Source organism: Caballeronia sp. LZ043 (assembly GCF_031451075.1).
GTDB lineage: Bacteria > Pseudomonadota > Gammaproteobacteria > Burkholderiales > Burkholderiaceae > Caballeronia.
The window spans coordinates 458,196-480,842 of record NZ_JARUXT010000002.1 but is presented as its reverse complement, the minus strand read 5'-3'; the positions used below and the strand labels follow the sequence as shown (position 1 = coordinate 480,842).

Here is a 22,647-nt window from a genome sequence, read left to right as displayed (position 1 = left end):
CTGCTCCAGTTCGAGAATGCGCACCGCATGAAAGGCGCGCGCATGCGTTCAGAGGACCGGCACGCCACGCGTTCCGGTGTAGATCGAGAACAGGCGCGGCCCCGCCGTGATGAACAGCCGGTTGAGCTTCGGCCCGCCAAAACATAAATTGGATACGGGCTCAGGGACATGGATGCGGCCGATCAGTTCGCCGTCCGGCGCGATGCACATCACGCCTTCATCGGAGACGGAGCTGGTCCATACGTTGCCGTCCACATCGACGCGCAGCCCGTCAGGCACGCCTTTCTCCACCGAAAAGAACACGCTGCGCCGTCCGGGCTTGCCCGCGCTGTCCAGTTCGAAGCGGTAGATCGCGTGTTCGCCCTGCGGATCGTGCGTGCGGCCGCTATCGGCGACGTACAGGTACGCCTCGTCGTGCGAGAAGGCCAGTCCGTTCGGCTTCGACAAGCCCTCGCACGCGAGCGTCAGTTCATGCGTCGAGGGATCCCAGCGATATACATTGCATGCGCCGATCTCGCTCTCCGCGCGATCGCCGGTGTAGTCGCTCAGGATGCCGTAGTCGGGATCCGTGAACCAGATCGAACCATCCGACTTCACGACGACATCGTTCGGTGAATTGAGACGCTTGCCCTGATAGCGGTCCGCGATGACGGTGACGGCGCCGTTCAGCTCGGTGCGCGTCACGCGGCGCGTGCCGCTCTCGCAGGTCACGAGCCGGCCTTGCCGGTCGCGCGTCATGCCGTTCGCATGATTCGACGGCTCGCGCAACGTCGAGACGCCCTGTCCCTCCACCCAGCGATGAATGCGGCTCGACGGGATATCGACGAACAACAGCGTCTGCGTATCGGCGAACCATACGGGGCCTTCGCTCCAGCGCATGCCCGCGTGCAGTTCTTCCAGCACGCTGTTGGTGATGTAGCGGCGAAAGCGCGCATAGTTGATCGCTTCGAAACTTCGTGACATCGAATGCTTCTCCGTTTGATGTGAGGTTCAGTCGCCGATCTTCTCGAAGACGGGTTGCGCCGACGGCATGTTCTGCATCGCGGGACGGCGGCGTTCGCCGTTCACGGGCCAGCGCATCGTCGAGACGACCAGGGCGCCGACGATCGCGGCCAGCGCGATGGCGAACAGCCCATACACCGGCGAGCCCATGCTTTGCGCCACCCAGGTGCGCAGATTCGGCGCGATGAATGCCCCGACGATGCCGAGCGAACTCGCGAAGCCGATGCCGAGCGCCGCCGCGCCGCCCGCAAGACAACGCGGCAGGAAGGTCCAGTAGATCGAACACACCGTGAGCAGCGCTGCACACGACACGCACATGGAAACCATCCGCAATACCGGCGCGCCATAGGCGGTGAGCGCCAGGGCAACGCCGCCGATCAGGAACAGCGCGATGCAGATCGCACGATGCCGGTGGATGCGGTCGGCAAGCGTGGGCAGCCAGATGCAGACGATGCACGCGATGGTCCACGGAATCGCCGTCACGAGGCCGACCTCGAAACCCATCGTCTTGCCGAGCAGCGCGCCCACCTGCGCCGGCAGATAGAACACCACGCCATAGAACGCCATCTGGCCGAAGAAGTGGCACACGGCGCCGCGCCACACGTTGCCGTCGGCAAGCACCTGTTTCCAGTCGCCGCCTGCTTCCTCGCGCGCCTTCGTGGACGCTTCGAGCGCGAGGCGGTCGACGAGCGCCCGGCGTTCCTCGTCGCTGAGCCAGGCGGCCTTCGCAGGAGCATCGTCCATGTAGAAGAAGGCCCATACGCCGACCACGCATGCGGCCAGTCCTTCGATCAGGAACATCCACTGCCAGCCGGCGAGCGACATCATGCCGTCGAGATTGAGCAGCGCGCCCGACACCGGTCCGCCCACCACGAGCGCCAGCGGCGCCGCGACGAAGAAGTAGCCGATGGCCTTGCCGCGCGAATTGTCAGGGAACCAGCAGCCCATGTAGTAGATGGCCGCGGGGAACAGTCCCGCTTCCGCGGCGCCGAGCAGCAGACGGAACACATAGAAGGACACCGGCCCTTGCGTGAACATCAGCGCGGCGCTCGCGAGCCCCCACGTGACCATGATGCGCGAGATCCAGATCTTCGCGCCGAAGCGATGCATCATGATGTTGCTCGGCACTTCGAAAAGCGCATACGACACGAAGAACAGGCCCGCGCCGAGCGCGAACACACTCTCCGAAATCCCCACCGACACCTGCAGGTCGCCCTTCACGAAGCCCACGTTGGCGCGATCGAGAAACGACACGAGGAAGATGAGCATCAGGAAAGGAATGAGGCGGCGCTCGACCTTGGCGGTGGCGCGTGACAACGCTGCATCGTTCACAATGGGTCTCCGATATTATTTATATTGCCGGTCGGTCATGCGCCGCGCTCATTCGAGCCTGAAGCGCGGCAGGACGGTGTGGTCGTCGAGTTCGGCATACACGAGGCGCACTGTCGCGCCGATGGCGCACGCGGCTTCGTCGAGCGGCTCGGGATTGGAGATCATCACGGGGCCCTCCGCCAGCCGCACCGCGATCACCTTGTAGGGCGCGGGATAGCGTTCGAGATAGGTGCGTTCGAAACGCACCCACGAGATGATTTCGCCCTTGCCCGACAGCGGCTTCCAGACCAGCGAAGGCGACAGGCAATACGGGCACGACGGTCCCGGCGGATAGTGGAAGCGGCCGCAATCGGTGCAGCACGGCAGCTCCATCGCACGGCCGGCGATGCTTCGCCACATGGGCAGGTCGTAATGCCCCAGCACCGCGCCCGGCGGGAATGAGAGATTGTCTGCGTCCATGTCCTAGCCCTCGTTTCCGTAGATGATCGACACGGCCTTGCCCGCCACGTCCGACGTATAGTGTGCAAAGCGCGCATCGCGCACCTGGCGCTCGCCGCATTGGCCGCGCAACTGGCGCACGCATTCGATCTGATGCGCCCAGCCCTGCATGTAGGTTTCCGACAGATGCCCGCCGCTCGTGTTGGTGGGCAGCGCGCCGCCGGGCCCGATGCCCTGCTCGCGCAGGAAGCGTCCCGCCTCGCCGACCTCGCAATAGCCATAACCTTCGAGCGCGAGCGGCACATGCACCGAGAAGCTGTCGTAGACCTGGAACACGTCGATGTCGCGCGGTCCGATGCCCGCCATGTCGAACGCCTGGCGCGCGCAATCCTGCTGCGCAGGCAAGTAGAACTCCGTGAGACGCGGCTCGAGACTCGTCGCGCCCGCATTCAGGTCGCGCCGTCCGAGGGCTTCGATGAACACCGGCTTCTGCTTCGCGCGTTTCGCCCGCTCGCGGCTGGTGACGATCAGCGCCACGCCCCCGTCGTTGATCATGCAGTAGTCGTACAGGCGCAGCGGGGCGCAGATGGTCTTGGCCGCGAGGTAATCGTCGAGCGTGATGGGCTTGCGCATCACCGCGTTCGGGTTCATCGAGGCCCAAGCGCGCTGCGCCACGGACACGTGGCCGAGATCGGCATCCTCGAAACCGCGCGCGGCCTTGTAAGCCTGGAAGGTCAGTGCATACAGCGCGCCCTGCGACGTCATGCCCCACGGCGCGTGATACACGTAGGAGAGGAACATGTCGCCGCCCATCGCCTGCGGGCCGCCGTACTGGATCTTCGCCGTGCGCTGGTCGTTCCCGTAGACGAGCGCGATGGTCTCGGCCAGGCCGCTTTCGATTGCCGAGACCGCCTGCGCAACCGACAGCACCGCGTCGGCCTGATCGCCCCAGCGCGGATTGATGCCGAGCACTTCCGACATGCGCTCGTAGGCCGTCGTCGGTCCGACGATCAGGCCGTCGATGTCGTCGCGGGTCAGGCCGGCGTCGTCGAGTGCCGCGCGAAAGGCGGCGGCGCCGTAGCCGTAGCTGTCGGCGGGCTTTTCATCGCGGCGCGCGCGTTGCCAGTCGCCGGGCCAGTCGGTATGGCCGATGCCCACGACTGCCGCCGCATGCCTCAGCCGGCTTGTCGATGTCTGCGTCACTTGAGCACCTCCCGTTCTTCCAGTTCGCGGATGCGTTCCGGCGACAGACCGAGGTCGTCGCGCAAGACCTGCTGCGTGTGCTGGCCAAACAGCGGCGGCGGTGCAAGCGCGATGCGCGCGCCATCGACCAGGAACGGCGGCGAGCTGATGAGCGTCGGACCGACTTCCGGATGCGGCACGTGCTGCCAGTAGTCGCGCGCGGCGAGCTGTTCGTCTTTCTCGATGAGATCGCGCGAACTCGCAACGGCCGCCGCCGGCACGCCGGCTGCGCGCAGCAGCGCGGCCGCTTCGGCGGGCTGCTTGTCCCGGGTCCACGCGGACACCGCGGCTTCCACGCGGTCCACCTGCGCGAGCCGTCCTGATGCATGCTTCAGGGCGGCGTCGTCAGCGAGATCCGTGGCGCCGATGAGCGCTGCGAGCGCACGCCATTGCGCGTCGTCGAGCACCGAGACGGCGACCCAGCCGTCCTGCCCCGCGCAACGGAAGATGTTGTGCGGCGCGTGCGCGCGATGCCGGTTGCCGACGGTCGGCGGCTCCTTGCCGCTCCGGGCAGCCTCGACCAACAACGGTCCCATGAAGTTCGCCGTCGATTCGACCTGCGACAGATCGATCTTCATGCCGCGCCCCGTCTTGCGCCGGTGCCGCAGCGCGGCCAGCACCGCGAAGGCCGCGTGATACGGATTGGCGGCGTGATCCGGAAAGTGCGTGCCCGGGCCGATGGGCTCGGCTGCATCGTAGGCGGTGTGCATCATGATGCCGGTCACCGCGCTGATCGTCATGCCCACGCCGAGCAGCGAGGCGCGCGGCCCGTCCTGGCCGTACATCGGCATCGAGAGATAGATGAGATCGGGTTTCAGGGCCTTGAGCGCGTCATAGCCGAGACCGAGACGGTCCATCGCGCCGGGGCCGAAGTTATTGGTCACCACGTCGGACCGCGCGATCAGGTCGAGCACGAGCTGCTTGCCTTCAGGCGTCTTCATGTCGACGGCAATGCTCTTCTTGCCCGTATTGCGCGACGCGAAGTAGCCACTGCGATTGGTGCCCGCGATGCCGTCCTTGAATGGACCCGCCGTGCGCACGGAATCGGGACGCGTCATGCTCTCGACCTTCACCACTTCCGCGCCGAAGTCCGAGAACACCTTGGTGCCGAACGGGCCGGCGCCCGCCCAGGTTAGATCCGCGAAGCGGATGCCCTTCAACAGGTCCTGCCGCATTACTGCACCTCCTCGGTATCGATATGAGCCACGCGTTGGGGCAGCCCGGGCGCGGGCGACACCCTCCACACGTCCTCCGAGAAGCGATACGGCGCGCCGGGCATCGTGAGCGTGTCGTCGAGCACGCGGAAATAATTTGTATGCGCGAGTTGCGGATCGGCGAGCACGTCGCGGAGCGTCGAGGCCGGCCCGAGCACGATCTTGCGTTGCATCCCTTCGCGGGTGATTTCGTCCTTCGTGAACCGTGCAAAAAATGGTTCGATGGTGCGCCGGAACGCGTCCTTCGCTTCGCGCGTCAGGCGCCATTGACGGTCGGACCAGCGCGGCGCCTCGAACTCCTGCAGCGCGACGTGGCCGGTCTCTTCAATCCACTTCAACAGCGCGTTCCACGAGACGCCGAGCGTGCGCGGCGCGGCGAGGAACACATAGCCATCCTTGCAGGCGAAGACGTTCTCGCTCGCGTCGCGCGTGCCTTCGCCGCCGCGCATCGAGATGCGTTTCTCGAAGTCGTAGACCTGGATCGAGTTCTGCAGCGAATGCGCGATGGCCTCCTGCGCCGAGATCTCGATGACATGTCCCTCGCCGCTCGCCTGCGCATCGAACAATGCAACCGACAACGCGACCGCCAGATAGACGCCCGTGACCATCGTGGACTGGGAGCCGGGCAGGCGCAGCGGCGCGTCGTCGAGACGTCCCGACAGCCACGCGATTCCGCCCGCCGCCTGCAACACCAGATCGCTCGATGGCGCATCGGCGAGCGGGCCGGTGCGGCCGAACGGCGACACCGAAGCGAGCACCGCGCGCGGCGCGACTTCACGCAGCCAGTCGAACGCGTCATAAAACGCCGCGCCGCGCTCGACGACGATCGCATCGGCATCACGCGCCAGTTCCGCGAATGCGCGGCGCCCTTCGGCCGTGCTTGCGTCGAGCGCGACCGCAGACTTGCTGGCATTGAAGAATTCGAACTCGCAGCGCGCCGCCGGATCGTCCGGCGATTGCGCCGCGCGCCGGTCGTTCGCGCCTTGCGGCGGTTCCACGCGCAGCACGTCCGCGCCGAGATCGGCGAACAGACGCGTGGCGTAGCGGCCGAGGTCATCGGTCAGGTCGAGGATCTTCAGGCCCTCGTAAGGTTGAGTCATGCGTTGTCTCCATGGTCCGGTTTCCGTTGCCCGAAAATATAATTTATATTTTGTATCGAGACAAGGCAGCGCGGATTCGGGATTACCCTCCGATGCGGGAAGCCGGCGCGGCTCCCGCTGCATCGTTATTGGATCAACTCATGCCCAGCAACGACTTCGGCTCCAGAAACGCCTCGATGCCGAACACCCCATACTCTCGCCCGATCCCCGATTGCTTGAAGCCGCCGAACGGCGCGGCCGGCTCATGCGTCAGCGTATTGACCAGCACGCGTCCCGCCTCGATGCGCGACGCCACTGCGCCGGCGCGGGCCTGATCGGCGGAACAGACGTACGCCTGCAAGCCATACGGCGTGTCGTTGGCAATCGCGATGGCTTCTTCGGTATCGCGATAGGGAAGGATCGACAGCACCGGCCCGAAGATTTCCTCCCGCGCGATGGTCATGTCGTTGCGCACGCCGCTGAACACGGTCGGTCGCACGAACCAGCCCGCACTCACGCCGTCCGGCCGCCCCGCGCCGCCCGCAATGAGCCGCGCCCCTTCCTCGATGCCGATGCCGATATAACGCTGCACGCGCTCCCATTGCTTGCGGCTCACCATGGGGCCGACTGTCGTGCGCGGATCGTGCGGATCGCCTGCCTGCACGTCCGCGACGGCGCACGCCATCTTGTCCTCGAACTCGCGCAAGCGCGCCTGCGGCACCAGAATGCGCGTGCCCGCGATACACGCCTGTCCGCTGTTCATGAAGCCGGCTTCGAGAGCGAGCGGCACGGCGAGGTCGAAATCGGCGTCATCGAGAATGATCATCGGCGACTTGCCGCCCAGTTCCAGCGTCACGCGCTTGAGCGTGTCGGCGGCGTTGCGCAGGATTGACTTGCCGACCACCGTCGATCCGGTGAACGACAGCTTCGCTACATCCGGATGCGTGCCGATCTCCGCGCCCGCCGTCTCGCCGCGACCCGTGACGATGTTGAACACGCCTGGCTGCAACCCGGCCGCATGCAATGCCTCGGTCACGACGCGCGTCTGCATGGCGCTCATCTCGCTCGGCTTGATGACGGCGGTGCAGCCCGCCGCCAGCGCCGCTGCAAGCTTGCCGCAGATGAAGCCCGCGTTGCTGTTCCAGGGCGTGATCAGTCCTGCCACGCCGAGCGGCTGCATGACGACCCGTGCCGATCCCGCGCGGCGTTCGAACGCATAGTCCTCCAGCACGCGGGCGGCGTCGAGCAGCACGGCGACGGCATGCCGGGCCATCCAGCGTCCGCGCGATATGGGCGCGCCGTATTCCTCGATGATCGCCTCGAACAGCTCATCCTCTCTTGCACTCACCGCTTCGTGCATGCATTTCAGCATGTCGATGCGCTCTCCTTTGCTGGTTTGCGAGTGCGTCGGAAACGCCCGTTTCGCGGCGGCGATGGCGAGCCGCGCATCCCGTGCATCGCCAGAGCCGGTCGATTGACTCAACTAGCCGTACAATCAAGGACGCCTTGTTGAGCCATTCAGGATAATGAAGACCACCGGCATGACCGAACTCGAAGCGGTGCTCGCCGTTGCGCGTCATCGCAGCTTTCGCGCGGCGGCAAGCGACCTGACCATGTCCACGTCCGCGCTGAGTCACACCGTCGCGGGACTGGAGGCGCGCATCGGCGTGCGGCTCTTCAACCGCACCACGCGCAGCGTGTCGCTCACGGAAGCTGGCGCACAGTTCGTGCAGAACGTGGCGCCCGCGCTCACGAGCATCCGCGACGCGCTGGAGCAGGCGGGCAGCTTCCGCGACACGCCCTCGGGCACGCTGCGCATCAACACGTCGGCGGGCGCGGCGCATCAGGTCATGGCTGTGTTCATCGCGTTCCTCGAGCGCTATCCGGACATGAAGCTGGATATCGTCACCGAGGGCCGGCTGATCGATATCGTCGTTGAAGGTTTCGATGCCGGCATTCGCCTGAGGGACACCGTGCCGCAAGACATGATCGCGGTGCCGTTCGGGCGGCGGCAGCGCTTCGCGGTGGTCGGCAGCCCGGCCTATTTCGCGCGCCGCAAGCCGCCGCGCACGCCCGCCGATCTCGCCGTCCACGACTGCATCCGCAGCCGCATGCCGAGCGGCTCCATCTACCAATGGGAGTTCGAGAAGCATGGCCAGGCCGTGCGGATAGACGGCGCGGGCGCGCTGACGCTCGACGATCCCGGCCTCATGCTCGCGGCGGCGCGCGCCGGCCTCGGGCTCACCTTTCTGACCGAATGGAACGTGCGCGCCGATCTTGCCAACGGCACGCTGAAGCGTGTGCTCGAAGACTGGACGCCGCCGCTCGATGGACTGTGTCTCTACTATCCCGGTCGCCGCCATGTGCCAGCGGGGCTGCGCGCGCTGATCGACATGATCCGCGAACACGCCGACGCCAGCCCCGATCAGCCTGCTGCCCGGCCGCGCCGGCGACGGACATGAGGTCGTATCTCTTTTGCTGATCGCGGCCGCGCGCATGGGAGGCGGTCGGCCAGGTCCATTTGATTCGATTGAAGGACGATGTGACCACGCTTTGCGAAGCATTGTCGACCCCATCAGTTTTGTTTATCGCCTTCGATCCGGCTCGCGACGCGCGTAGCGCCCGCATGCGCCGCTTCGGACAAGGCCCGGGCACGTCTCGCGCATCTCGCAAGCGGATTCACCCGCTGGTTAACCCTTTCTGTTTGCCCCGATCCATCGGAGTACGTTCGGTTCCGCAGGCGTGCGGCGCACCATGCATCCCGCCTTCGCACATGCACACCAACGACAATCCAGGAAGGGGCATACAAGAGTGAGACATTCACTGAAAAAGCTGACGCCGTTGCAGCGTCTGGGTGCGGGCATGATCGCAGGCACGGCGGTCGTCGCGGCGCCCGCATTCGCCCAGAGCAGCGTGACGCTGTATGGCATCGTCGACGATTCGATCGTCTATCAAAGCAGCCAGACGAATCTCGCGAAATCCAATGCGGGGCGCTCGAACGTCAAGATGGCCTCGGGCATCTGGGCAGGCAGCCGCTTCGGGCTGAAGGGCGCCGAAGATCTCGGCGGCGGCAACAAGGCCATCTTCCAGCTGGAATCCGGCTTCGACATCAACAGCGGCGGCCAGCAGTTCACCAACGCGATGTTCGGCCGCCAGGCCTGGGTCGGGCTGACCAATCCGGCCTATGGCACGTTCACCTTGGGACGCCAGTACGCGTCGTACTACACGCTGCTTTCGCCCTATAGCCCGACCAATTGGCTGACCGGCTATTTCGGCGCGCATCCCGGCGATCTCGACGGCATGGACACCATCTACCGGGCGAACAACTCGGTGGTCTACACCTCGCCGAAGTTATACGGCTTCACCGTCAGCGGCTCGTATTCGCTCGCCGGCGTGCCGGACAGCGCGTATCAGGGCTCGACATGGTCCGCTGCCATCCAGTATCAGCAGGGCCCGATCGGCGGCACGGTGGCGTTCTCGCGCATCAACAACGCGGCGAACGGCGGCGGCATCTACAGCAGCAGTTCGACCACGATCAACAGCACCAGCGCCACCGATGGCTCCGGTCAGGCCGGCGTCTCGGCGATCACGGCGGGCTACCAGCGGGCCCAGGCGCAACAGCGCTTCGCCGTCGCGGGCGGCTATCAGATCAACAGTGCGTGGGACGTCTCGGTCACGTATTCGAACGTGCAATACATTCCCGGCGTCAATTCGCTCTTCACCGACGAAGCCGTGTTCAACACAGTCGGTTCGGTGCTGCACTGGAAGGCGACGGCCGCCTGGGACTTCGCGGCGGGCTACAGCTATACGTGGGCGAGCAAGGCGAACGGCATCGACGATGCCGCCTCATATCACCAGTTCAACCTCTCGCAGTATTACTCGCTCTCGAAACGCACCGGACTCTACGCGCTCGAAGCCTTCCAGCGCGCCAACGGCCGCACGCTGGCGGTGCCGTCGGGCACGACGGCCAACCGTCAGACCGCGGCGAACGCGTCCATCGGCGATGGTTTCCAGGGCGCGCCCTCGGCCTCGCGCAGCATGTTCGCGGCTGGGGTCGGCATCATCCATCGCTTCTGACATCCAGTGTCATCCAGTCTGCGCAGACAGTGACGGACATTAACGCACAGTCGCGCAGGCTGTCTTCCGCTGTTCGACATCACAAGAAATTTCAGGAGAGAACCATGAGAGCTCTGGTTTCCGGAAGGCTCGTCGCGGCCACGCGCGCGCGGGCCGCATCGTTGTGCTCGGTGTTCGCGTGCGGCCTCGCCGCTGCCTTCCTCGCCGCGTGCGGCGGCAACGGCGGCAATGACAGTAGCGGGGCAACTTCGAACACTCCGCTGACAGTCGTGAAGCCCGTCACCGACTGTTCGAAACTGGCATCCGTCGATCTCAGCGACGTAGGCGGCGCAGGCAGCACCATCACCTCCGCGACCGTCACGGCCGCGACCGTCAATGGCGCATCGGTCAACTTCTGCACGGTGAAGGGCACGCTCGCGCCGGCCAACACCTTCGAAGTCGCCTTGCCGGTCGATTCGTGGACCCAGCGTTTCGCCGCGCTCGGCTGCGGCGGCCTGTGCGGCAATCTCAGCGATCCGACCAAACAAAGCTCGTTCAGCTTCAGCTACACCTGCCCGCTCGTACAGCAGGGCGGCTTCGTGACGGCGGCCACCGACATGGGCCACTCGGGACAGGATGCGTCCTGGAGCACCGATCCGCAGAAGCAGGCCGACTTCGCCTATCGCGGCCAGCACATCACCACGCTCGCCGCGAAGAAGCTCATCAAGGCCTATTACGGGCAAACGCAGAAGTATTCGTACTTCGTCGGCTGCTCGGACGGCGGGCGCGAGGCGCTGATGGCGGCGCAACGTTATCCGTCGGACTACAACGGCATCGTCGCGGGCGCGCCGGCCGCGCACTTCCAGATTCAGAACTCGCTCTATCACGGCTGGAACGTGGTCTCGAACAGCACGACCGGCACCAGCGCGGGCAAGGCCGTCCTGTACGCCGACAAGGCGCAGCTGCTGCACAAGGCGGTGGTCGCGGCGTGCGGCGGTCAGGCGGGCGTGCCGGATGGCCTGCTCGCCGATCCGCGCACGTGCCACTTCAATCCCGCGACCATCCAGTGCGCCGCGAGCGCGACCGACACCAGCACGTGTCTCACCGCCGCCGAAGTCGCCACCGCGACGAAGATCTACAGCGGCCCCAGCGATGCAAGCACCGGCATGCCGATGCTCGGCGGTTCGCCGCAATATGGCTCGGAAGCGAACTGGATCGGCGTGGAAGTGCCGACCTCGAACTCCACGGACGCCGCGGTGCCCGTCACGAGCCTGTTCAGCTACATGATCGTGAGCGGCGCATACAACCTGATCTTCACGGGATCGCCGGCTATACCGACTGTCGATACCTTCGGCTATCAGGACGCGAGCTTCTATCCGACCTATCTGCAAGCCAACCATCCGCTCAACGACGCCACGAGTCCCGACCTCTCGGCGTTCAAGAACGCGGGCGGCAAGCTGATCCTGTGGCATGGCTGGGCCGACCAGCACATCTCGCCGCTCTTCACGATCCGCTATTACGAGGCCGTGCAGCAGACGATGGGCGAAGCCAACGCCAGCGCGTTCTCGCGGCTGTATGTGGTGCCGGGCGTCGGGCATTGCGGCGGCGGCGAAGGCTTCCCGAACATCGACCTGGTGTCGCAGATCACGGGCTGGGTCGAGCAGGGATCGGCGCCGAATGCGGTCATGAGCTATCAGACCGATGCCGACAGCAAGGTGACCGCTTCGCGTCCGGTGTATCCGTATCCGGCGGTCGCGAAGTTCAGCGGCAATGGTGACTGGCACGACGGCGCCAACTGGACGCAGGGTGCGCCGCTCGTCACCGACGCGTTGCCGGCGTGGGCGGGTGCGAGCTTCTATACCTCGTACACGCCAAAGACGCAGGGTGTAGCGGCGCCCTGAGCACTCGCCCCAGCCGCACCGCCTCTCATGCGGTGCGGCTCGCGAGTCGTTTGGGTGGTCATCGGCTTCACGTTCGCGCAGTTCATCTGCAGCACCGTGCACGTGCTCACTCTGCTATGGCTGCTCGCGCCAACGCTTGCTTATCAACCGCCGGTACTTCCCTGAACCACGTATTCCTATGAGGAGAAAGGACGTAATCGGTATCACGCCTGATGCATGAAAACGGCTGCGATAAGGACCATTAAACACAGAACAAACTTTCGCGGCCGCCTTCGTACGAAGATGTTTTTTCCGGCTGTCCGGTTTACTTCCACTTCGTATCGAAGTAATCTTTCCCCCGCTGCGATGGTTGTCCCGCAATGTTTTCGACGGCACACCCAATCCGCCTGTTAGTTAGTAAATCTGACGTATCTCGCGGGCCATCACAGCACATGTTACCGACGTCACGTCGAATCCGTTCGGCGTGACTCGTCAAGCCGCTCGCCATGCATATGGCCCGGCGGCGTCCGCGCCCCGAACGCATGGTGATCCATGCGCGTCGGCATGTGGATAAGCCAAGCCAGTACAACCTGGACCGCACGACTCCCCGTCACACGACCGGGAGCCGCGTTCGTTCGCCTGTTGTTCTTCGGATAACTAACGCCCGTTCGAAATAAGACTGGCGGCTTTACCGAACTGGAAGCTCTCAATTCGAACCGTTTGATTCGCCATCCTCATGTTCATGAAACCATCGACCCAAGCTTCAACATCCTCGTCCCTTCACACACCCAGACGCGCCGCGTTGATCGCCACGATGCTCGCGAGCGCACTGCTCGCCGCTTGCGGCGGCGGCAACGACAGCGCAGTGGATGCCGCCACGGGCAAGGCCGCGACGCCCAAGGCCACGTCGAAGGCCGCGAGCAACGGCTCGATCTTCTACGGCATGAACGGACATAACACCAACGGCGGCGCGTACGACGCCACCAGTCCGCAGACCCAGCTCGCGCAGCTCCAGGATCTCGGCGCGACCATCTATCGCAACGACGTCTATAGCTCGACATCGGCAGCGGCGCTGGCCAAGGTCGCGAAGGTCATGGCCGATGGCGGCGTGACGATGTATCCCGTGCTGATGGCGAACCTGAACTACAACAGCGAAGACGATGCCTATCACGCCGGCTATCAGCTCGGCCAGCAGACCGCCAGTTCGTATCACTACGCGTACTACGAGGTGGGCAACGAACTCGAAGCGAAGACGCTCAACGGCAACGTGGACGGCGTGCTCTGGAACCACTACAACAACAGCTCGTACATGCTTGCGCGCGGCGCGATTCGCGGCATGATCGCAGGCGTGAAGTCGGTGGATGCTTCGGCGAAGATCGTGCTCGGCGGCACCTGGCTGCACTATGCGTTCTTCCAGATGCTCGCGGACGGCTCGCAGCCGGACGGTACGTGGGGACATCCCACCGTGTCGTGGGACATCACCTCGTGGCACTGGTACTCGAACGAAGGCGACATCACCAACGCCTGCGGCGGCACGGGCTGCCATGACGTGCTGCAGGTGCTGCACAACATGGGCAAGCCCATCTGGATCAACGAGTTCGGCGTGCGGCCCGACTATGGCTCGTACAACCAGATCGCGTCGTACATCACCGGCGACACGATGATGGCGCAGTATGTGAACGTCGCGTCGAAGTACAACATCCAGTCCATCCAGGGCTTCCAGCTCTACGACGACAGCGAAGGCAACTACGGTCTGATCGAGGGCGACGGCACCACGAAGAAGCCCGCGTACTACTCGTACAAGAGCTTCGTGCAAAGCCACCCGATGTAAGTAAGAAAGGGAAAGGACCGCGCGTTCAAGCATGCGTGCGGCTCGCCGTTATTGCAGTCCGCCAGACCGATAACGACGAGGATAGCGATGCAGATCTCCGGTGCGACCACCACGAGTGCCTACGTGAGCGCGGACGCGCCCGCGCCGCGCCGCATGGCCGATGCTGATACCACAAGCACTGATGCAGACACCTCGTCAGACGACACCGCGACGCAGACGACCGACCCTTCGTCGGTGAAGTCGTTCGCGTATGGCGCGCTGGGCCTCGAACGCCCCGAGGTGCAGGCCACCGATGCCAACGGCTTCTACACCGCGGGCAAATGGGTCGCGGCCGCGGCGACGATCGGCGGCATCATCTCGCTGTTCGTTTGAGTTTGCGTCAGAGCTCGAGCCTGAAGCTGCCGGTTAATACCTGGAAACAACTTGTCGAATCGGCGTGTTGCTCGCCGGATCGGGACACGCGTCCATGCGCGACGATGCTGTTCCTCATTCGACAATTACGCCAGGTCATGCAAGCTCAACACATCGCCACCCGCTCCTTCACCCTCGCGCTGGGCCGCGCGCTCGCCGCCGCCGTGCTGCTCGCGCCGATGCTCCCCGCCGCGGCCGTTGATCTGCCTGACGTCTGCACGGCATTGCAGACGATCGTCGCGGCGCCGTCGTTCGGCACGCTCGCGCAAGGCCGCCCGCTGCTTCCCGCCGGTTCGCCGGGCCAGGGCGTGTGTCGCGGCAGCGCGCACACCTACGATTGCCGCTGGCGTGCCCATTGGCAAGCGGACGGCGTGGTCGCCGACCCGTTGCAGGAACTCGGTGCGGACATCGCCTCATGCTTCCCGGATGTGCGTCACGACATCAACACCGCCACGCGCCAGCGCTTCGTCCTGCGCACGGCGGAGACGACTCGCGCCACGACGCTCACCGCCACGATCGAAGGGGCGAACACGGTGCGCCTGCGCGTCGTGCGCTGAGCCAACCCTGACACAACGACACCGCCATGCCCGGGCGCTTCTCTCTCGCGCTGACGCTCCTCGGCGCGAGCGCGCTGACCGGCTGCACATGGACGCTGATCACCGCAGCCGATGCCGCCGGCTCGCTCGTGCAGGCCGGCTTTTCGGTGGCGTCGAACTATTCGTCGCCGACTTCGGTGACGGGCGAGCCGGCGGCGCTGCAATCGGTTTGCATCGAACTGAACCAGACGGTCGCGACCGGCGACTTCGTGCCGAATCTGCAAGTCTCGTTGCAGCGGCGCGGCGTCAATTCGACCGTCTATAACCCCGGCACGTCGCCGCCCGGCTGCGAGGCCATGCTCGTCTATGCCGCGACCACGAGCTGGGACAAGCATGCATTCAGCAGCAATCCGGTGTCGTATCTGTCCGCCATCGATCTGACGCTGGTGCGGCGCGGCCAGATCCTCGTCACCGCGCGCTATGAAACCAACGGCCTCAGCATGGACCGCTTCGCCAGCGCCCGGCAGAAGCTGGACGCGCTGGTGGAGCGCATGGTGGTGGCGCAGGCGCCATGAAATGCACGATGAAATGCACCTTCCTTTCCGCATCTTTCCATCGGCTCAAGGAACAATGCGGCGGTGCTAATCTGCCTGCGTAGTACGAGTTGTACCGATCCCTCTTGCGGCTCACCTGTCTCAGGCGAGCCGTTTTTTTATGCAATGAGCGCGTGGCATCAGGCCAGCAGCTTCGCGCGCAACATGCCGATGTCGTCCCCGCTCAACGACAGCCCTTGCGACAGATAGTCATTGAGCGTGCCGAAGCTGCCCACCATCTCGTCGAACGCGGCTTCGATCGTCGCGCTCTGCGCCTGATACAGCGGCGCCACGATTGCCGTAGCCGTACCGAGCCGCGCCGCGTGCGCCTGCATGCGCGCGGCGATCTGCGGCTGGGCCGCCGTGTTGGTCAGCAGATAGTCCTGGATGATCACGTCGAGCGGCACTTCCGCGATGGCCAGCAGCAGTGCCGCCGCCCAGCCGGTCCGGTCCTTGCCCACTGCGCCATGGATCACTTGCGGCCCGCTGACGCGCGCCAGCCGCGTCAGCAGCAGACCGAATTGCAACCGCGCCACCGGATCCGTGACCAGCTTGCGCTGCCGATCGATCATCCATGCGCTTGCCGCCGCCGCGTCGCGCGGCATCGCGGAGACGACGTCGATCGGCGCGACTTCATGCGTCTCGCGCACCGCATTCGCCGGCACGCGATCCATCGCCAGCGAAGCCTCGGCCACCATGCGCAGATCATGCAGCGCGCGCAGACCGAGCCGCGCCAGCGTGGCGGCGTCGGCGTCATTGGGCGTGAACGCGCCCGAGCGATAGAACACGCCACGCCGCAGACGGCGTCCATCGACGGAGGCATAGCCATCGCCGATACCCGCCACGTCGCGGAAATTCTCCACCGATGTCACGCGCGGCATCTCCGCCACGGCGGCTTCATCGCTTCCCCCGCCGCATGCGGACAGCAGCGCACTCGCGCCGAATGCGGTCGAGAGGAGCGCGGCGCCGCGCAGGAAGGCGCGACGCGAGGTCGGAGGGAGCGAAGTGACGATCATGTTGATTGAACGGGAATGACGATACGCACGATCAGCCCGCCGCCCTCGGCATTGCCGATCTCACAGCGGCCCTGCTGTTCGCGCGCAAGACGCTCGACAATGGCAAGACCCAGCCCGCAATGCCCGTTGCCGCTGCGCGCGGGATCGAGCCGCACGAACGGGCGCAGCGCGTCGTCGAGTTGCGCGTCAGGAATGCCGGGACCGTGATCGCGCACTTCGATTAGCCAGTCGGCACCCAGCCGCGCAGTCCTGATCTCCACAGGCGGCTCGCCATGCTCGAACGCGTTATCGACGAGATTGGTCAGCAGCCGGTCGATGAAGGTGCGCGGCAGCACGAACCCATCGCCCGCATGCAGCGACAGCCGGAACAGCGCATCGTCGCCATCCTCGGGCGCAGCGAACTGTTCCGCGATGAATGCATCCACGCCCGCCGGCGCGCTTTCGGACGGCGCACGCGCGGCGAACTCCAGGAACTGCTGGACGATGCGCGTCATCGAATCGATGTCGCGCAGGAAATGCGCGCGTTCGCGCTCGTCCTTCGCGAGCACCGTCGCGCGCAGCGACAGACGCGTGAGCGGCGCCTTCAGATCGTGCGCGATGCCGGCGAGCATGACCGCGCGGTCGTCATCGGCCTCGGCGATCTTGCTCACCATCTGGTTGAACGCACCGATCAGATCGCGCAACTCGCGCGGACCCCGTTCGCCCACCGGCACCGGACGCTCGCCGCCGCCGAAGCGCCGCGCGGCCTGCGCGACCCGCGCCAGCGGACGTTGCAGTTGCCAGGTGACGAACAGCGACAGCAGCAACGCGCCGCACAGCAACACGAGGGACTCGGTGAAGATGGGCGCGGGCGGCGGCAGGTCGATGGGCGTGACGATCCAGAACGCGCTCGACGGATAGCGCACCCACAGGCGCGGCATCTTGCGCCCGATGCTGTCGATGGCGATCTGCGAGCCCGGCGGCAAGCCATCGGCAATCTGCTTCGCGAGATGCGCGTGCCGCGTAGTCAGCGGATCCTGGAGTTCGAGCGGTTCCGGCATGTTCCAGACCGGCACGATATGCACACGCGTCTCGCGCATCAGCTTGCCGCCGAGGGTCACGTCGTTGTGCGCGGCTTCCAGCACGATCAGCAGCGCGCGTGCGTAGCCATCGGCTTCCTTGTGCGGCGCTTGTATATGCAGCATCGCGAACCATCCGCCCTGCAGCACCAGCAGCACGCAGACCGACAGCAGCGCCATGCGCCCGAACAAGGTATCCGCAATGACGCGCGGCGAGAAAGCAGCCAGACGCATCGCCTTAAGTCCGGATGCGTTCGTGTGCGGCGTCTTCCCCATCGGGCACGAAGACAAAGCCTTGTCCGCGCACGGTCTGCAAGTGACGCGGTTGCGACGGATCGTCTTCGATCAGACGACGCAGCCGCCACACCGGCACGTCGAGGCCACGGTCGCGGAACGGCAGGTCGTCGCGATGGACGAGATCGTGCAGCAAGACCCGCGACAGCACCTTGTACGGATGCTTGATGAAGACCTTGAGCAACGCGAACTCGCTCTCGCGCAACGGAATGCGCTTCTCGCCGCAGATCAGCGCGCGCGTGACGAAGTCCACCTCGAAGCGTCCGAAGCGTTCGCGCGCGCAGCGTTCGGGCTGGCTCGGCGTGCTCGCGCGACGCCGCAGCACGGCTTCGATGCGCGCGAGCAGTTCGCGTGGATCAAAGGGTTTCGCGAGGTAATCGTCCGCGCCGGTTTGCAGTCCCGCGATCTTCTCGGCCACGCTGTCGCAGCCCGTCACGAAGATCACCGGAATGTCCTCGCCCGCCGCGCGCAGATCGCGCAGCGCGCGCAGGCCGTCGGTATCCGGCATCATGATGTCCAGCACGACGATGGAAGGACGCTCCAGTTCCAGCCGACGGCGCAGCCCCGCGCCGTCATGCAGCACGGAAACCTCGATGCCTTGCGTATGAAAGAAGCGGCGCAGCAGATCGCGCACCGCGGAATCGTCGTCGACGATCAGAACCGATGTAGCCATATCGAAATTTTATTCGGTGCTTATTCCAATCGGCACGCGCCACTTTATTCGGCACATTACCGATTCTTACGGCAGTACGCGCCGCGCCCTTGCTTCCCTGCACGCCATGGCCCGTCAGGCCTTTCGCCACGGACGCAAGCGGCGTTCGTCACGCTCCCGGAATCCCGTAACAGAAAGAAATGGAAAGTTTCGCGCGATGGCCAGGCCGCCGATGCCGAACATAGAATCGGCGCATGACATCACATGTACTCATGGTCGACGACGACCCCGTCGTGCGCGAACACGTGCGCGGCTTCCTGACGCAACACGGCCTCGAAGTGTCGGTGCTGGACGACGGCATCGCGCTCAAAAGCGCCGTGCAGAGCCTGCGGCCCGCGCTGGTCGTGCTCGACGTGATGATGCCCGGCAAGGACGGCATCAGCGCGCTGCGTGAACTGCGCCACGCCCACGACGACGTTCCCGTGATCCTGCTCACCGCGCGCTCGGACGTACTGGATCGCGTGATCGGACTCGAACTCGGCGCGGACGATTATCTCGGCAAGCCCTTCGATCCGCGCGAACTGCTGGCGCGCATCCGCACCATCCTGCGACGCCGCAACGGCGCATCGTCGTTCGTGCCGGGCGCGCCGGAGATGCGTCCGAGCTATCGCTTCGGTCCTTTCGAGATGGACTTCAGCGCGCGTGAGCTGCGTCGCGACGGCGAACGCATCGCGCTGCGCTCGGGTGAATTCGCGCTGCTGAAGACGCTCGTGAAGAATCAGATGACCGTGCTCTCGCGCGCGCAGCTGAACGAGCATCTGCGCGGCGCGGGAGCGCATCGCGATCGCAGTCTCGACGTATCGATCTGGCGGCTGCGCCGTCTGCTGGAAACCGACCCGTCCGAGCCGCGCTATGTGCAGACTGTCTGGGGCCAGGGCTATATCTTCGTGCCGCATGGCGATCCGAGCGCGGCGGGACGCATTGCCGCGCGGCCGCCACACTGACGCGATGTCTTGAGCTCAGAACGTCAGCACGCTCATGAAGAGATGCTGCAACCATCCCATCGTGGTCGAATCGGCGAGCATGCCCACGCCCGCCTGTTCGATGCGCGCATTCGCCACCTTGTTCGACGCCACGTAATTCCCCGCCTCGATGTCCTTCGGATTGACGATGCCGGAGAAGCGCAGCTGATCCTGATTGCCGCTCATCGCGATGATCTTGTCGCCCGCGACCACGAGATTTCCGCCCGGCAGCGTACCGATCACCGATACCGCGAGCGTGCCGCTCATCGCACTCAGGTTGCGGGTGCTGCCGTTGCCCTTGAACGACGTATCCGCCGAGCCCACGTTGAAGAGGCGTGCAAGGCGCGCGGCCGCGCCGGTCGATTGATCGGCGGCCGTGGCGCTGATGCTGCTCGCGCGGCTCGCGCTGGCATCGGCGGTATTGCTGCCCGAGTAAGACTCGGCGAGGCGAATGGTCAGCACGTCGCCGACACGCTGCGCGCGCGAGGTCTCGTACAGCGACACGGAACTGCCCGCCTGATAGATCGCGCCGAGCGTGTTGACGTTGACCGGCTGCGCGACGGCCGGCGCATAAGTCGGCATCTCGACGATGGACCGCGACGACGAACACGCCGACAGCGCACATGCGCACAACAAGACTGGCAATTTCATGACGATGCTTTCCGGGATTCAAGGGGTGTCATGCAAGGCGGCGAGACGCCATTTGTCGTCGGTCTCGCGCAACCAGGTTTCGTAGGCCTTCAGGCGATAGATCACGCGCGCCGTCGCCGACGCGCCGTTCGCCTCCAGCGTGATGGAGCTCGACGCGTTCTCCCAGCGACGCGTCCGGTAGCCGTTTGCACGCACGACGCGGCCCGCACCGAACCGCGACGACAAGGCCGCGCCGAAGTCGTCGGCCATGCGGGCATCGATCACGAACGACATGCGATACAAACGCGGCGCGGGATCGCCCGGCATCGCGGCGAAACGCAGCACGTGATCGCGTGCGGGAGCGCCGTCGACGACCGCTTGCGACGCCTGCCATCCCGCCTCGCCGCGATGCGCCCACTTGCAGCTGATGGTCAGGCTGTGCGGATCGCGCAGCACCATGCCGAGCGCCGCCGATTCGACGTCGGTGTCGCACAGCGCGACGCTGCGCGGCGGCGTGGCGCGCGCGGGCTCGTCGCGGCGAAATACATCCAGCGGCACGCCGAGCCGCAGCCCGCGAAAGTCGAACGGCTGCTGCGCGTGTGCTGCCGCGGGCAACAGCATCGCGGCGAACAGCGCGCAGGGGAGAAGGAGGCGTTTCATGTCAGTCAATCGCCGAGACGCACACATCGAACGGCGTGGCTGCCGCGTGGCCGACCACCGGCACGACCTTGAGCGTCGCCGCCGTCACGCGGCACGGCAGCGCGGCGAGCGCGCAGCCTTCGAGCGTCAGCGGACACGCTGCGAGCGCCGCGCACGCGAGCGCGAATCGAACGATCGCAGGCATGGCTCAGGCGGTCGTATCGACGTGATTGCCGAGATGCGCGGGATTGCTCACCGGCGTCTTCGTCGTGGTAGAGGGAATGCTTTCGGCGGCCGGGACTTCGGTGTTGCGCCGGATCGGCAGGGTGTTCGCCGTCTGCGGCACCGCGTGGCTGTTGAGGGGACTGTTGACGTTCATGCTGCGCGCTCCTGAAGAAAATGGACGTTGCGTCTTGCAACGGCAGCCATCTTCTCCGGGCGCGAGGCACGGCAATCGGTTGAGAAAAATGCGCTTTTCGTCAGTGCTTACGAGGCATTACCCACGCGTTACGGATTGTTTTATGTGATGCGTTTCCACGCGTGCTGGCGTAGTGCATCGGTAAAGCGCTCGACGGGCCAGCCTTCATGCAGCGCCTCGCGCAGCAGCGCCTGCTGGCTCGACGGCGCGAGACCGCCCGAAGGCGGATCGCGATCGAGATTCGTCGGGAACGCATAGCCCTCCGCGCACGAAGCGATGACCGCCTCGATCTCTGCATCGCTCATGCGGCCCGTGGACTTGCTTTCGCTCAGGACCGGATACACGGCTTCGCACATGCGCGCGCGATCGACCGATTCCATCGCCCGCCCGTAGGCCGACGACACCTGCAACAGGTTGGCCATGCGCTGCACGTCGCGCGTGTGGTTTGCGCCCGCCGCATGGAACAGCGCGGGGCTGAAGAACAGCGCATCGCCCTTTTCGAGCGGCAATTGCACGCAGTGCGCCTCGAAGTACGCGCGAAAGTCCGCACGCCGCCACGCGAGATAGCCGGGTGCATAGCGCTGCGAAAACGGCAGCAGCTTGGTCGGTCCGCTTTCCACCGGCATGTCGCTGTGCGCCACCGCGCCCTGCAAGGTCAGAAAAGGCGACATCGCGTGAACATGCGCGGGATAGCGGCGCACTTCCTCTTCGGTCTGGAAACCGAGGTGATAGTCGCGATGCGCCTCCTGCGCCGCGCCGCCCGGCCGTACGACATTCACCTGCGACGTCATCTGATACGCCGGGCCGAGCCACGCTTCGGCCATGCACGCGAGAAACGGGTTCGCGAAGTAGCGCGCGAAGACATCGGGCGCGTGCAGGCAGAGCTTTTCCTGCGCGTTCCAGATGCGGTCGTTCGCGCCGGCCTTCGCGAAGTGATCCGCGCGGCTCGTGCCCTGCTCGCGCTCCTGCCGGATGATGTCTTCGAAGACGGCGGTGGCGTCGTCGATCGGGGCGGTGTCGGCATAGGCGTGCTTCAGCACCAGCACGCCGGCGCCCGCGCGCAAGACCTCGGCCCATTCAGCCTGCAAGGCCATGCGTTCGGACAGGTCGCGGCCCAGCGCGGCGCAATCGTAGAGCGGAATGCCTCGCTGAATCGAAGCAGCGTGACGCGGCGGATGCGCCTCTTCCTGCGCGAGGTCGCGTTCGAAGTCATCGAGGGAACAGGCGTGCTCGTCGTACCAGTTCGTCTGGTTCATGTCTCCTCCATCGCTTGTCCGTTCGACGATAGTATCCCGAACCGTCCC

The 22,647-nt window shown here is 65.4% G+C and carries 22 protein-coding genes and 1 pseudogene; 8 read left to right on the top strand and 15 right to left on the bottom strand.

From position 1 onward, the window contains the following. Nucleotides 1-48 precede the first annotated feature (48 nt). The 7 genes and pseudogenes from QCE64_RS15580 to QCE64_RS15550 form a co-directional block, all read right to left on the bottom strand. Nucleotides 49-963 (bottom strand): SMP-30/gluconolactonase/LRE family protein, encoded by a 915-nt coding sequence (locus QCE64_RS15580; protein WP_310004666.1) that lies wholly within the window; start codon nt 961-963, stop codon nt 49-51. A 27-nt stretch (nt 964-990) separates the two neighbouring features. Further along, a complete protein-coding gene (locus tag QCE64_RS15575) occupies nt 991-2,319 on the bottom strand; it encodes an MFS transporter (RefSeq protein WP_310004664.1) in 1,329 nt (442 codons plus the stop codon). Between the two features lie 63 nt (nt 2,320-2,382). Further along, nucleotides 2,383-2,793 (bottom strand): OB-fold domain-containing protein, encoded by a 411-nt coding sequence (locus tag QCE64_RS15570; protein WP_310004663.1) that lies wholly within the window; start codon nt 2,791-2,793, stop codon nt 2,383-2,385. A gap of 3 nt (nt 2,794-2,796) precedes the next feature. Further along, the gene (locus QCE64_RS15565; protein ID WP_309922248.1) at nt 2,797-3,975 is read right to left on the bottom strand and encodes a thiolase family protein; all 1,179 of its coding nucleotides are present in this window, start codon (nt 3,973-3,975) and stop codon (nt 2,797-2,799) included. Continuing rightward, entirely contained in the window at nt 3,972-5,189 is a 1,218-nt protein-coding gene (locus QCE64_RS15560; protein WP_309922251.1) for a CoA transferase, read from the bottom strand. Before QCE64_RS15560 ends, QCE64_RS15565 begins: the two co-directional genes overlap by 4 nt. After that, nucleotides 5,189-6,328 carry a CoA transferase gene (locus tag QCE64_RS15555; protein ID WP_310004662.1) on the bottom strand — a complete coding sequence of 380 codons (1,140 nt, stop codon included), beginning with the start codon at nt 6,326-6,328 and terminating at the stop codon, nt 5,189-5,191. Before QCE64_RS15555 ends, QCE64_RS15560 begins: the two co-directional genes overlap by 1 nt. A 133-nt stretch (nt 6,329-6,461) precedes the next feature. Continuing rightward, a pseudogene (locus QCE64_RS15550) lies at nt 6,462-7,766 on the bottom strand (aldehyde dehydrogenase family protein); the annotation flags it as partial. 67 nt (nt 7,767-7,833) lie between these two features. On the opposite strand from QCE64_RS15550, the gene QCE64_RS15545 reads away from it, so the two are divergent. From QCE64_RS15545 to QCE64_RS15515, 7 genes are all read left to right on the top strand, one after another. Then, nucleotides 7,834-8,769: a LysR family transcriptional regulator gene (locus QCE64_RS15545; RefSeq protein WP_310004661.1), complete on the top strand. Its 936-nt coding sequence runs from the start codon at nt 7,834-7,836 to the stop codon at nt 8,767-8,769. Between the two features lie 400 nt (nt 8,770-9,169). Beyond that, on the top strand, nt 9,170-10,384 hold the full coding sequence (locus QCE64_RS15540; protein WP_309922902.1) for a porin: 1,215 nt from the start codon (nt 9,170-9,172) through the stop codon (nt 10,382-10,384). Nucleotides 10,385-10,488: 104 nt separating this feature from the next. Then, entirely contained in the window at nt 10,489-12,264 is a 1,776-nt protein-coding gene (locus tag QCE64_RS15535; protein ID WP_310004660.1) for a tannase/feruloyl esterase family alpha/beta hydrolase, read from the top strand. A 793-nt stretch (nt 12,265-13,057) separates the two neighbouring features. Continuing rightward, nucleotides 13,058-14,074, top strand: coding sequence for a lipopolysaccharide biosynthesis protein (locus tag QCE64_RS15530; protein ID WP_309932826.1), 1,017 nt, complete (start codon nt 13,058-13,060; stop codon nt 14,072-14,074). An 87-nt stretch (nt 14,075-14,161) separates the two neighbouring features. Further along, entirely contained in the window at nt 14,162-14,446 is a 285-nt protein-coding gene (locus tag QCE64_RS15525; protein ID WP_309922268.1) for a hypothetical protein, read from the top strand. 137 nt (nt 14,447-14,583) lie between these two features. Next, entirely contained in the window at nt 14,584-15,042 is a 459-nt protein-coding gene (locus tag QCE64_RS15520; protein ID WP_309922271.1) for a hypothetical protein, read from the top strand. Between the two features lie 26 nt (nt 15,043-15,068). After that, nucleotides 15,069-15,596, top strand: coding sequence for a hypothetical protein (locus tag QCE64_RS15515; protein WP_310004658.1), 528 nt, complete (start codon nt 15,069-15,071; stop codon nt 15,594-15,596). A 158-nt stretch (nt 15,597-15,754) separates the two neighbouring features. Here the strand turns inward: QCE64_RS15515 and QCE64_RS15510 are convergent, their stop codons facing one another. The 3 genes from QCE64_RS15510 to QCE64_RS15500 are packed head-to-tail and all read right to left on the bottom strand — an operon-like array spanning nt 15,755 to nt 18,655. Then, a complete protein-coding gene (locus QCE64_RS15510; RefSeq protein ID WP_310004657.1) occupies nt 15,755-16,630 on the bottom strand; it encodes a tyrosine-protein phosphatase in 876 nt (291 codons plus the stop codon). Then, nucleotides 16,627-17,922 carry an ATP-binding protein gene (locus QCE64_RS15505; protein WP_310004656.1) on the bottom strand — a complete coding sequence of 432 codons (1,296 nt, stop codon included), beginning with the start codon at nt 17,920-17,922 and terminating at the stop codon, nt 16,627-16,629. Before QCE64_RS15505 ends, QCE64_RS15510 begins: the two co-directional genes overlap by 4 nt. Nucleotides 17,923-17,926: 4 nt before the next feature. Then, on the bottom strand, nt 17,927-18,655 hold the full coding sequence (locus QCE64_RS15500) for a response regulator (RefSeq protein ID WP_309814658.1): 729 nt from the start codon (nt 18,653-18,655) through the stop codon (nt 17,927-17,929). 233 nt (nt 18,656-18,888) lie between these two features. Here QCE64_RS15500 and QCE64_RS15495 point away from each other — a divergent pair, with 233 nt between their 5' ends. Then, entirely contained in the window at nt 18,889-19,638 is a 750-nt protein-coding gene (locus QCE64_RS15495; protein WP_310004654.1) for a response regulator, read from the top strand. A gap of 15 nt (nt 19,639-19,653) precedes the next feature. Here the strand turns inward: QCE64_RS15495 and QCE64_RS15490 are convergent, their stop codons facing one another. From QCE64_RS15490 to QCE64_RS15470, 5 genes are all read right to left on the bottom strand, one after another. After that, a complete protein-coding gene (locus QCE64_RS15490) occupies nt 19,654-20,307 on the bottom strand; it encodes a flagellar basal body L-ring protein FlgH (protein WP_309932572.1) in 654 nt (217 codons plus the stop codon). Between the two features lie 18 nt (nt 20,308-20,325). After that, entirely contained in the window at nt 20,326-20,946 is a 621-nt protein-coding gene (locus QCE64_RS15485; RefSeq protein WP_309922287.1) for a hypothetical protein, read from the bottom strand. A gap of 1 nt (nt 20,947) precedes the next feature. Then, complete coding sequence (locus tag QCE64_RS15480; protein ID WP_310004653.1) at nt 20,948-21,130, bottom strand: DUF6726 family protein; 183 nt, start codon at nt 21,128-21,130, stop codon at nt 20,948-20,950. A gap of 3 nt (nt 21,131-21,133) precedes the next feature. Next, the gene (locus tag QCE64_RS15475) at nt 21,134-21,304 is read right to left on the bottom strand and encodes a hypothetical protein (RefSeq protein WP_309922290.1); all 171 of its coding nucleotides are present in this window, start codon (nt 21,302-21,304) and stop codon (nt 21,134-21,136) included. Between the two features lie 140 nt (nt 21,305-21,444). After that, on the bottom strand, nt 21,445-22,599 hold the full coding sequence (locus tag QCE64_RS15470; protein ID WP_310004651.1) for a phytanoyl-CoA dioxygenase family protein: 1,155 nt from the start codon (nt 22,597-22,599) through the stop codon (nt 21,445-21,447). Between the last annotated feature and the right edge of the window lie 48 nt (nt 22,600-22,647).